Annotated in this window: 10 protein-coding genes; 2 read left to right on the top strand and 8 right to left on the bottom strand. The window is 68.5% G+C overall.

Annotated features, from left to right (window positions below):
- Positions 1-202 precede the first annotated feature (202 nt).
- Both VZQ01_RS16975 and VZQ01_RS16970 read left to right on the top strand, forming a co-directional pair.
- Positions 203-2,671: an efflux RND transporter permease subunit gene (locus VZQ01_RS16975; RefSeq protein WP_267698359.1), complete on the top strand. Its 2,469-nt coding sequence runs from the start codon at positions 203-205 to the stop codon at positions 2,669-2,671.
- A gap of 17 nt (positions 2,672-2,688) precedes the next feature.
- Positions 2,689-2,952, top strand: coding sequence for a hypothetical protein (locus tag VZQ01_RS16970; RefSeq protein WP_223749770.1), 264 nt, complete (start codon positions 2,689-2,691; stop codon positions 2,950-2,952).
- Positions 2,953-2,955: 3 nt separating this feature from the next.
- Here the strand turns inward: VZQ01_RS16970 and VZQ01_RS16965 are convergent, their stop codons facing one another.
- The 8 genes from VZQ01_RS16965 to VZQ01_RS16930 all read right to left on the bottom strand — a co-directional run bounded on the left by VZQ01_RS16965 (position 2,956) and on the right by VZQ01_RS16930 (position 10,904).
- Positions 2,956-3,729, bottom strand: a complete 774-nt coding sequence (locus VZQ01_RS16965; RefSeq protein ID WP_223749771.1) for a hypothetical protein — start codon at positions 3,727-3,729, stop codon at positions 2,956-2,958.
- A gap of 75 nt (positions 3,730-3,804) precedes the next feature.
- Positions 3,805-4,215, bottom strand: coding sequence for a hypothetical protein (locus tag VZQ01_RS16960; RefSeq protein ID WP_267698358.1), 411 nt, complete (start codon positions 4,213-4,215; stop codon positions 3,805-3,807).
- A gap of 285 nt (positions 4,216-4,500) precedes the next feature.
- Complete coding sequence (locus VZQ01_RS16955; RefSeq protein WP_426748373.1) at positions 4,501-5,682, bottom strand: cytochrome P450; 1,182 nt, start codon at positions 5,680-5,682, stop codon at positions 4,501-4,503.
- A 186-nt stretch (positions 5,683-5,868) separates the two neighbouring features.
- On the bottom strand, positions 5,869-6,450 hold the full coding sequence (locus VZQ01_RS16950) for a protein-tyrosine phosphatase family protein (protein WP_426748371.1): 582 nt from the start codon (positions 6,448-6,450) through the stop codon (positions 5,869-5,871).
- Positions 6,447-7,439, bottom strand: coding sequence for a hypothetical protein (locus VZQ01_RS16945; RefSeq protein WP_223782268.1), 993 nt, complete (start codon positions 7,437-7,439; stop codon positions 6,447-6,449). Before VZQ01_RS16945 ends, VZQ01_RS16950 begins: the two co-directional genes overlap by 4 nt.
- Positions 7,429-8,673 carry a GtrA family protein gene (locus tag VZQ01_RS16940; RefSeq protein ID WP_223749776.1) on the bottom strand — a complete coding sequence of 415 codons (1,245 nt, stop codon included), beginning with the start codon at positions 8,671-8,673 and terminating at the stop codon, positions 7,429-7,431. Before VZQ01_RS16940 ends, VZQ01_RS16945 begins: the two co-directional genes overlap by 11 nt.
- Positions 8,666-9,592 carry a phosphatase PAP2 family protein gene (locus VZQ01_RS16935; protein WP_426748370.1) on the bottom strand — a complete coding sequence of 309 codons (927 nt, stop codon included), beginning with the start codon at positions 9,590-9,592 and terminating at the stop codon, positions 8,666-8,668. The genes VZQ01_RS16940 and VZQ01_RS16935 overlap by 8 nt, the downstream gene beginning before the upstream one ends.
- Complete coding sequence (locus VZQ01_RS16930; RefSeq protein ID WP_141333149.1) at positions 9,570-10,904, bottom strand: inositol-3-phosphate synthase; 1,335 nt, start codon at positions 10,902-10,904, stop codon at positions 9,570-9,572. Before VZQ01_RS16930 ends, VZQ01_RS16935 begins: the two co-directional genes overlap by 23 nt.
- Positions 10,905-11,128 lie beyond the last annotated feature (224 nt).

Genomic DNA, 11,128 nt, shown 5'->3' with positions numbered 1-11,128 from the left:
CGCGACGCAGGGCCGTGGGCGTCACGAGCCCGCAGGCGGCCGTGCGGACAGTCGAGCGGGGGACGTGGGGGCCTGTTACAGAGGGAAAGTCATTCGGGGCCTTACATTCCGGCTTACGGCATAAACGCGTTGACTCCCCGGTTGGCGCATGCCCAAGGTGGGCCGCGGGTCGGCCCGAAAACAACACAGCAGGTGTCGCAACATGGGTGAGAAGCGTTGGTCGGAGCGGTTCGAGGGGGCGATGGGCCAACTCGCCGCGCGAAGCCATCGGCGTCCGATGCATGCGGTGGTGGTGGCGGTGGTGCTGACGCTCCTGGGTGCGTACTTCGCCAGGAACCTGACCCTCAGCGCGGACTTCGTGGGCCTGCTGCCCAAGTCGTTCCCGAGCGTCCAGGACATCGAGAAGATGCGCAAGCGCTTCGGTGGCCAGGGCAACGTGGTGGTGGTGGGGATGGGGGCGGAGCCCGAGGCGCTCAAGCGCTTCGTGGATGACCTGTCGCCGAAGCTCGCGCAGCTGTCGGAGATCCGCTACGTCAACTCGCAGCGGCCCAGCGAGTTCTTCAACGAGCACGCGCTGTATTACGTCGACCTGGAGGACCTGAAGACGATTCAGGGCCGCATCGACGCGCGCATCGCGTGGGAGAAGGAGCAGGCCAACCCGCTCTTCGTCCGGCTGGACGAGGAGCCCGCGCCGTCGGTGGACTTCTCCGACATCGAGCAGAAGTACACGGGCCGCGCCAACCAGCGCCTGTCGGGCCAGGGGGACCTGTACTACCTGGACACGACGGAGCGGATGGTGGTGCTGATGGCGAAGCCCAAGGGCAGCGCCGCGGACCTGAACTACTCGAAGAAGGTCGTCACGCAGGTGGAGGAGTTCCTGGCGACGCAGGACCTGTCGAAGTACGGGCCGGGCTTCAAGACGGCGGTGACGGGGACCTTCAAGAAGAAGATCGACCAGCAGCGCGTCATCGTGAGTGATCTGGCGCGGGCGTCCACGCTGGCCATGGTGTTGCTGGTGGTCTACCTGGTGTTCCACTTCCGCAGCGCGCTGTCGGTGGTGCTCACCATGGTGCCGGTGATGGCGGGCCTGGGGTGGACGTACGGCTTCGTGGGCCTGGCGTACGGGCAGGTGAATCTGCTGACGGGCTTTCTGGCGGCGGTGCTCGGCGGCCTGGGCGTGGAGCACGGCATCCATCTGCTGGGGAGATACGGGACGTTGCGCTCGGAGGGGATGACCTCCGAGGCGGCGGTGCAGGAGTCCTTCCGGCACACAGGCTTCTCCGCGCTCATCGCGGCGCTGGTGGCGGCGCTGACGTTCCTGAGCCTGGCGATGTCGGAGTTCAGGGCGTTTCGCGAGTTCGGCATCATCGCGGCGGTGGGCATGCTGGTGAGCATCTTCGCGTACGTGCTCATCCTGCCGGCGCTGCTGGGGATGGCGTCGCGCTTCGGGTGGGCGCCGCGCACGCAGGAGGAGGGGGCGGGGCCCATGGCGCTCCTGGGGCGCTGGCTGCCGCGCTCCTACCGCGGGGTGGCGGTGGTGATTGGGGTGGGCGTGGTGGTGCTCATCTCGCAGGCGTACCGCATCTCGTTCAACTACGACTCGCGCACGTTGGAGGACTACAAGCAGGCGTCGGCGGTGCTGGACCAGAAGGTGAACAACATCCTGGGCTACTCGCAGACGCCGGTGGTGGTGCTGACGGACTCGCAGGACATGGAGCGCGAGGTGGTGCGGCAGCTCGAGGCGCGCAAGGCGGCTCGGGGCAAGGAGTCCACCATCGACTTCGTGGGGGCGCTGGAGGACCTGGTGCCCCGGCAGCAGCCGGAGAAGCAGGCGGTGCTGGAGGCCATCCGGACGCGGCTGGAGAAGCTGGACCCGGAGCGGCTGCCGGAGGACACGCGGGTGGCGCTGGCGCGGGCGTTGAACATGTCGAAGGCGAAGCCCTTCACGCAGGCGGAGCTGCCGGCGAGCGTGCGTCACCAGTTCGAGAGCCTGGATGGGAGCACGGGCGGCGTGGTGCTGGTGTACGCGGGCGGCGGGGTGAGCCTGTCGGACGGTGAGGGGACGCGGCGCTTCTCCAAGGAGGTGCGCGGGCTGCAGATGCCGGACGGCAGTCAGGTGTCGGCGGCGGGTGAGGCGCTCATCCTGGCGGACATCCTGGACATGGTGTCGCGCGAGGGGCCGCGCATCCTGGCGGCGGCGGTGTTGAGCGTGCTGGCGGCGATGTGGCTGACGCTGGGGAAGCTGCGCACGGCGCTCATCTGCATGGTGCCCACGCTCTTGTCGGTGGCGGGGCTGGTGGGGCTGATGGCGCTCTTGGATTTGCAGTTCAACTACCTGAACATCATGGTGCTGCCGGTGCTGGTGGGGACCACGGTGGACGCGGGCGTGCACCTGGTGCAGCGGTTGGGTGAGCCGGGGGCGGACTTCATCTCCGTGTACGCGGAGACGGGGCGGGCGATTACCGGCGGCCTGCTGACGAGCGCGATTGGCTTCGTGGCGCTGGTGTTGGCGAAGCACCCGGGGTTGAACTCGATTGGCGACCTGGCGAATCTGGGGTTCGGGTTGAACCTGGTGATTGTGCTGTTGGGGTTCCCGTCGCTGTTGCTGCTGGTGGAGCGCTGGCGGCGCAAGCACGGCGCGACGGCGGAGGAGCCGGCGCCGGGGGCGTAGCTCAGGAGGGCAGCGTGATGATGCGAGGCGAGGCGCTCGGGTGGTTCGCGGCGGTGTCGATGGCGGTGGCCCTGGTGGGGTGTTCCCACGGGGGCCAGCGTGAGGAGAAGAAGGGCGACACGCGCTGTGAGGAGTCGCGGAATCTCTCGTGCATCACGGGCACGGAGTGTTCCATGGACCGCGACCGGGGCTGTGAGGTGTGCCGCTGCTCGCCCGCGGATGCGCTGACGCCCACGGACAAGCGCCGGCCCACGGCGATGGAGCCGGAGCGGCGCTGGTAGTGGCTACGCGAGGTGGGCGACCTGGATGTCCAGGCGCTTCACCTTCTGCTCCTCCAGGAGCGCGTGCAGCTTCGGGGACATGAGCAGGAGCGGGTGAGGACGCAGGACTCCGCTACGCATGCCCACGTGCTGACGGGTGCAGGTCAGGTCGCTGCCGTCGTGGTCTCCGCGTCGGAGGGACAGCTCGGAGAGGATGTTCAGGCCGACGATGTGTCCCCTGGGGCAACGTTGCGCGTTGTCCTCGTCGAGGTCGAATGGGTCATTGCCCGTGCGAGTCGCAGGCAGGAGGTCCAGGGGATGGGCTGTCACGACGAGCTGGTGCCACTCCTTCACGGGTTCGGCTTTCGGGCCTGCGCGCCGGATGGGGCGGAAGTCCGCGCCTGTGATTCCATGCGCTCGCCAGAGGTCCGCGAGCCGAGCGGAGATGACCCACTCGTGGGCGAGGGTTCGCGCGAGGTCCGCGCGCTGGGGAATCCGGCGCGGGTCGAGGTGCAGGTCCGTGACCTGTCTGGCGCCTGCTCCGCAGAGCGCGCAGGCGGTGGACTCGTCGTAGTGAGTGCCGCACTCCTCACCGGAGGGCTCGAAGACCGCATCCAGGCGCAGCTCGAGCAACTCGGCGGACTTCAGCTCCTTGGGCGTGTAGTGGCGCAGGAGGCGCCAGCCCGAGAAGAACAACTTGCCCTGCTGTCGCAGGGCGCGGTCGAGTTCACGGATGCGTGGAATGCGCTCATCATCCGTGGGGAGTGTCAGCTTGCGCACCGTGCCACTCGGCAGCACGACACCCTCATCACCGCGGAAGAGTCGCGATGCTTCGGCTTCCTCGACACGGAGCTCGATGGTTTCGCGCATGAGCTAGGGCTGCAGTCCGATGAGCTGGGGAATGGGATGCTGGGAGTAGACCTGGACCAGGAGGAGCTGGAGCTTGTCCGGAGCAGGTCGCTCCTGACCATAGGCCCAGCGCTCGCGAAAGGCCTGGGTGATGGCTTTGTGGTACGCGGTCGGCAGTCGGTAGGTCGCACCTGATTTGGCGCCGCCCAGATACAGCGGGACCAGATGGTGCTCCTGGAATCCGGCGCTATTCGGATAGCGGGCCTGGGCTTCCTTGAGCCGCTGGGCATAGAGCTGTCGTGCCTGCTGGACGACTTGAAGGTTCGCCAGCCGATGCGCCTGGAGCTGACTCTGTTGCGGTGTCAGCGTCGGGGTGAGCAGAGGAGGGCGTCGCCACGGGCGTGCTCCGGGCCCTCGCCGAAGCGGCGGTCTCATACCCGCGCTCTCGCACGCAGTATCGGTTCGTGAGGCGCAGTACGCTTCCGGCTGCTCGAATTCGGCCCGGCCTGTGCCATCGGCTGCTTCGTCGGGCAGGAATGCCCCCGCAGTGTCTTCGTCCGTCGTGACGTGGATGCTCCCCCAGTCACGAAGATTGACGGTGGTGGCTCCGCAGCCCGCCTGAAGCAAGACCAGGACGTAACACCACAGGCTCAGGTGCCAGGCAGGTCGAGCACTCATTCGCCCTTCATAGCGCTTCCGGATCGTCTCGGGCTGCCCTGTTCAGCGCCGCGCACCCGGCTCGAAGCGCAGTGGCAGGCGCTTGGGGCCGTGGACGTGGAACGCCTCGCGGGGCTCCCACGGCGCGTCGCTCGCGAGCCTGAAGTCGCCCAGCATCTCCAGCAGGTCCGTGAGCGCCACCCTCGCCTCCATCCGCGAGAGCGCCGCGCCCAGGCAGAAGTGGATGCCGTGTCCGAAGGCCAGGTGCGGATTCGGCTCCCTGCCGATGTCGAACCGCTCCGGCTCCTCGAAGTGCCGCGGGTCCCGGTTCGCCGAGCCAATCATCGGCAACACGAACTTCCCTGCCGGAATCACCCGCCCGTTCAGCTCCACCTCCCGCTTCGTCGACCGATACATCGACTGCGCCGGCGACCGGAACCGCAGCACCTCCTCGATGGCCGAGCCCAACAACCCCGGCTGCCTCCTCAGCCGCGCCAACTGGTCCGGGGACTCGAGGAAGCACAAGAGCGCGTTGTCGATGAGGTCCGTCGTCGTCTCCGTCCCCGCCGCCAGCAGCAACTGGAAGAAGCCGAGGAGCTCCTTCTCGTCCAGCCGCTCCCCATCCACCTCCGCCTCCACCAGCCGCGTCAGCAGGTCATCCCTCGGCGCCCTCCGCCGCTCCTCCAGGATGGTGGAGAGATACCCCCGCATCTCGTCGCGCATCGCCGCGTTCTCCGCCCGCGCCCGCTCCGCCTCCTCTCCCTCGGAGATGGTGTGGCTGAGCTTCTGGATGATGTCCCCCCACCTGAGGAACCGCGCCCGGTCCTCCACCGGAATCCCAATCATCTCCGCGATGACCATCGTCGGCAGCTGACTCGAATACTCCGCCACCACGTCCAGCTCCCCACGCCCCACCAGCGGCGCCAGCAACCCACGCGACAGCTCCCGCACGTGCGGCTCCAGGTTCGCGATGGAGCGCGGCGTGAAGGCCTGCATGATGATGCCGCGCAGCTTTGTGTGCTGGGGCGGGTCCTTGAACAACAGCCAGTCCGGCGTCCTCCCTCCCGGCCTGGTGACGACGGAGCTGAACACCGCATGGTCCTGCAGCGCCCGCTTCACGCTGTCGTAGTCGAACAGGAACCACAGGTCCGCTCGCGGCTCATGCAACAGCGGCGAGCGCTCACGCAACCGTGCGTACAGCGCGAAGGGACTCCGACGCGTGTCATCGGTGAACAGGTCCAACATGTCGAGCGGTCTCCCATCGGAGGGACACGTCGAGCGCCCCGCCGCGCCATGCCTCCAGCGTAGGAATCCCCCCTCCGCGAAGCGCAGACCCCTCGCCCTCGAGTGTCCTCTCGTGGAAGGCACGACCGTCGTCAGGCATCGAGTGTCCGAGACACCCCACGCCATCCGTCAGACAACGAGCCGCCGCTACGCCGCGCGCCCGGACCGACGGGCCGCCCACGCGGTGACGAAGTCCGCGAGGCCGCCGAGCTGCCGGTCATTCAACGTGCACTGCCACCGGGCCTTCCTCAGCGCGCGGTACGCATCCGGCGCCTCCCAGCCCTTCGCCACCATCACCGCCAATCCCATCAGCGGCCCACGCCCGACACCGTGCTCGCAGTGCGCATACAGGTGCCCGCCCCTCTCCAGCCGGGGCAGCGCCCACTCCACGCCCTGCACCAGCTGCTCCACTGTCGGCGGATACCGGTCCGTCACCGGCAGGTTGAGCAGCTCGATGCCCAGCGCCGCCAGCGCCTTCGCGTCGTCCACCCGCTCCGCGCGCAAATCAATCACCGCCGTGATTCCGCGCGCCTGGAGCTCCGCGTACCGAGACGGCGACACCGAGCCGCCCACGTGCAGCCACTCGTTCACCTGCGACACGTTGAGGCCCTGGCCCGGCAGCTTCGTGGTCCACTCCACGCAGCGTGCCACCGAGCGCAGCACCTGCTTGCGCACCCAGCCTCGAACCCCCGGCACGTGATGCACGTCCCGCAACAACGACACGCTCACAAATCACCCTCGAGCGTCACTTCCATCAGCCCCGCCACCGGCGTCTTCCCCGAGCGCTCCAGCACCGCCCGGTGCAGGTACGTCACCGGCGAGCCCACCACCGGCTTGATGAGCCCACCCAGCATGCCCAGCTCCTCCACGGGCGCGCTGCGCTGCAGGAGCGACGTGGACTTCAGCACCATGGCCTTCGCGCCATCGCCGCCGAACACGTCCACCGTCCAAACGCTGCGCTCCTTCGCGCCCTCGCGGCTGAGCGTGAACGACTCCATCGCGTTCGGCGCGCCACCCTCCGTCCACGAGTACACCGGGCCGAACTCACCGTCCTGTCCCTCGCGCGCGAGCAACACCATCCGCTCGCCACCGTCGCGCAGCGCCCGGAAGCGCACCCACCGCCGCGCCAGCTTCCCCGGGGGAATGGTGGACCGCGTGTGGTCCGCGTACCCGCCGCCCGACAGCGTCACCGCCGCGCCCTTGGGCTGCTGCACCGTCGCCTTCAGCGGGCTGAACGCCAGCGTCACCTCGTGACGGTAGCGCGCGCTGCCCACCTCCACCTCGGAGCCCTCCGGCGAGCGCGGCTCCACCTGCGCCGCGTACTCCAGCACCACCCGCCCGCCCTCCAGTCCCGCCTCCACCTTCGTCACCCCGTCCGCGGAGCGCGCCGAGCACGCTCCCACCCGGAAGGTGCTGGTGGCCGCGTCATAGCTCCACTCCTTCGCGCCCACCTTCTTCTGCGGCGTCCACGCGCGCTGCCCCGGCTTGAGCACCGTCGCCCGGCAGATGCCCGTGCGCGAGCCCGGGCCGATGTTCGTCACCTGCAACTGCACCAGCACGAAGGTGCCGTCCTCCAGGTCCCCGATGAAGGTGAAGCTCTCCCCGTAGTTGTCGCTCGGGGAGAGCGTGGGCTCCAGCGCCGCGCCCGCCGCCGCCACGGTGGGCAGCAGCAGCGTCAGCAGGAGTCCCAGGACCTGGGACCGTCCCTCACGCCGCATGGGGGCGCTGCTCCATGAGCGCGTCCGACGAGTTCGTGTCGTTGAAGACGTAGTCGCGCTGCAGCGGCAGGTTCCACGCGAAGTACACCACGCCGCGCACCAGCCACCAGCCCAGCGTGTACGCCAGCTGCGGATGCAACGTGAGCAGCGCCACGCCGCCCGCGTTGAGCAGCGCGCTCGTCCCGCTCACCACCGCGTAGCGCATCATCTGCCGGCCCACCGCGGCCGTGCTGCGGAAGGTGAGCACCCGGTTGATGGAGTAGTTCACCACCGCGCCCAGCAGCGCGCCCAGCACCGTCGCCCACGCGGGCAGCAGGCCCATCCACTCCACCAGCGCCAGCACCACCGCGAAGTCCGCCACCGTCGCGATGGCGCCCGCCGCCGCGTTCAGGCTCACAATCGCCTTCTCCGAGCGCGCCTCCTGGCGCTTCGGCGCCAGCGCCTTCACGAGGTTCCTGAACCGGGAGATGGCCGTCAGGTTGCTCATGATGGCGACGAAGACCAGGCCCACCACCGCCATCCAGTGCATGGGGTGCTTCTCCTCGGGCCAGAACACCGCCTCGAGGATGGGCGACAGCGCCGTGCCCGCGCCCAGGAACAGCACGCGCTCCAGCCGCTGCATCGCGCCGTCGCGCACGTTGACGCCCAGGCCCTCGCCCTTGGCGCGCACGTACGGCACCAGCGACGAGCCGAGCAGCGCGCCCAGCGCGGGCAGGAGCACCCACGTGTCCCGGTAGTACCAGGCCAGGCCCATCAACATCGCCGAGTCCACGTACCGGTCCAGCACCGAGTCCAGCGCCGCGCCCGCGGGGTTGGCCTCCTTGCGCGTGCGGGCGATTCTCCCGTCCATCACGTCCAGGATGCCCGCCGCCAGGAACAGCCAGCCACCGAGCGCGAAGCGCCCCGCCGCCACCGCCACGCCCGAGGAGATGCCCAGCAGGCCCGACAGCATCGACAGCGCGTTGGCCGGCAGCCCCGAGCGCAGGATGACGGCCCACAGCGGCTGGATGACCCAGAAGAAGTAGTGGCGCAGGAAGTAGCCCACGAAGCCCGCATTGCCCCGCTTGAGCGTCTCCTCGTCGCGCGGCACGCCCTTGAAGGCGACGCGGATGCAGAAGATGAGCAGGCCGCCCAGGAAGTACACACAGGCGAGGATGGCGGGGCCCAGCGCGGTCCAGATGCGGGCCGACGGAGACAGGTTTCCGGTCAACCAGGCAACCAGGTTCTCAAGCACGGGTGTCCCCTCCAGGTGTCAGCGGCATCGAAACAGTCATGGGCGCGCTCTTGCGAGAGAACGCGAGCTCCACCGCCAGGAAGGCCGCGAGCGCGAAGGCGAGACCCGCGAGCACGTCCAGGACATAGTGGTGCGTCAGATAGATGGCGGAGAATGCGACGAGCAGGGCGAACGCCCCGGTGCCCACCCGCCACTTCCACCCATCCCTCCACACGAACAGCATCACCATGAAGGGGTAGGCTGCGTGCAGCGAGGGCATGGCTCCGAACACGTTGGGATTGCGCGCGTAGAAGCCGGCGAAGTAGTTGATGCCCAACAGGGCATCGAAGCGCGCCGTGCCCGCGGGGCTGGGCAGGGCGGCCAGGTTGGCGGGACCCGGGCCGTAATCCAGGATGTACCAGGGCGGCGCGGCCGGATAGAGCAGGTAGGTGACCACGCCCAGGGCGTTCACCACCAGGAAGGCCCAGCACAGCTTCTCGAAGCGCGCGTCCTTCTTCACGAAGAAGAAGATGGCCATCAGGAAGACTTCGTAAAGGTAGGCCGCGTAGGCGAAGCCGCACAGCAGGTCCAGCGCGACGTTCGAGCGCGTGCTCCACCACTGGGGCCAGTTGACACCGCCGGGGGCGGGGAACCACTGCGTCTCCCACACCCACAAGTCACCTGTATGGATGGGGCCGCGCAGGAACAGCCAGAGCCCCTGGCTGTCCAGCAGCATGCCGGTCAGCCACAGCGGGAACCCACCGAAGAGGAAGCGGCGCGTGCGGGGGCCCGCCCAGGCCACCCCCAACAGCGCCGCGTCCGCCGCGACGTGGTCCCACCGGAGCCGACCGGTGGCCGTCACCAGCATCAAATGGCCCATCGCCAACAGGGTGACGAGCCAGATGAACGCCGGAGTCTTAGCGAGCGAGCGGGAGGTCATCCCCGTAGTAGTCGAGTCCGAGGTGGGTGATGGGCTCCTCACCGGCCACGACGCGCAGCGTGTTCTTCAGCTTGGTGAGCTGGATGAACAGGTCGTGCTCGACGGGCAGGCCCGGCTGCGCCATGGGGCTCTTGAAGTAGAAGGACATCCACTCCTGGATGCCCCGCCACTCCAGCCGCTTGGCCAGGTCCAGGAACAGCGCGATGTCCAGCACGAGCGGCGCCGCCAGGATGGAGTCGCGGCAGAGGAAGTTGACCTTGATCTGCATCGGATAGCCGAGCCACCCGATGATGTCGATGTTGTCCCAACCCTCCTTCGCGTCGCCGCGGGGCGGGTAGTAGTGGATGGACACCTTGTGCGAGTACTTGCTGTACAGCTCGGGGTAGAGCTCCGGCTGCAGGATGGTGTCCAGCACGCTCGACTTCGTCACTTCCTTGGCCTTGAAGGCCGCGGGGTCGTCGAGCACCTCGCCGTCGCGGTTGCCGAGGATGTTGGTGGAGAACCAGCCCTCGAGGCCGAGCATGCGGGCCTTGAGCGCGGGGGCGATGACCGTCTTCATCATCGTCTGGCCGCTCTTGAGGTCGCGGCCCGCGATGGGGACGCCCGCCTGCTTCGCCAGCTCCTGCAGCGCCGGCGTGTCCACGCTGGCGTTGGGCGTGGCGTTGGCGAAGGGCACGCCCTCCTTGATGGCCGCGTAGGTGTAGAGCGCGGTGGGGTTGATGTCCGGGCTGTTCTCGTCGAGCGCCTTCTCGAAGGCGGCCAGCGTCTTGAACGCCTCGGGCAGCGGACGGAAGGTCTCCACGCTGCTGCACACCACCATCACCGCGCGGGTGGCGCCGAGCTCCTTGATGAAGTCCCGGATGTCCTGGCGCAGCGCCTCGACGCTCTCGCGATGCGTCTTGGTGGACTTGGTGTGGTTGGCCTCGATGCGGCGGACGAACTCGGGGTCGTGCACGCCCTTCTTCGGCTTGATGCCCTGCAGGAACGGCTTGACCTGCTCCAGGTGCTTGTCGTGCAGCACGCCGGAGCGCACCGCCACCTGGTACGCGTCCTCGCTGATGATGTCCCACGCGCCGAAGACCACGTCACCCAGGCCCGCCAGCGGCACCAGCTCGCCCAGCTTCACGGTCCGTCCGTCCGTGCGCTTGCCCAGTCGCGCCGTGCCCATCTGCGTCAACGAGCCGATGGGCGCGCCCTTGCCCTGCCGCGCCAGCTCCACGCCCGCCATCAGCGTCGTGGACACCGCGCCCAGCCCGGGCACCAGCACCGCCAGCCTGCCCTCGGGCTTCGTGACCGACTTCTTGTTCTCCATCGTGGGGTTCCTTAAGGGGGGCGGGGGGCCGCCCTGTGGTGAGTCTTCTCGGACTTGCCGCTGCGCACCGACTGGATGCCGTGGGGTTTGCGGAAAATCTCGGATGCGGATGGTTGATACGCTAAAGCGTTCGTGACTTCAACGTGATGTGGGGCAGGCTGGTTACCACGGTGTGGCGCGGACTGATGGATCAGCGCAGGCCCAGGTACAAGCCGCCGCGAACG

It is taken from the genome of Myxococcus faecalis (assembly GCF_050039385.1).
Lineage (GTDB): Bacteria > Myxococcota > Myxococcia > Myxococcales > Myxococcaceae > Myxococcus > Myxococcus fulvus.
Note: the sequence above shows the minus strand (reverse complement) of the source record. Positions and strands in the feature narration are given on the sequence as shown.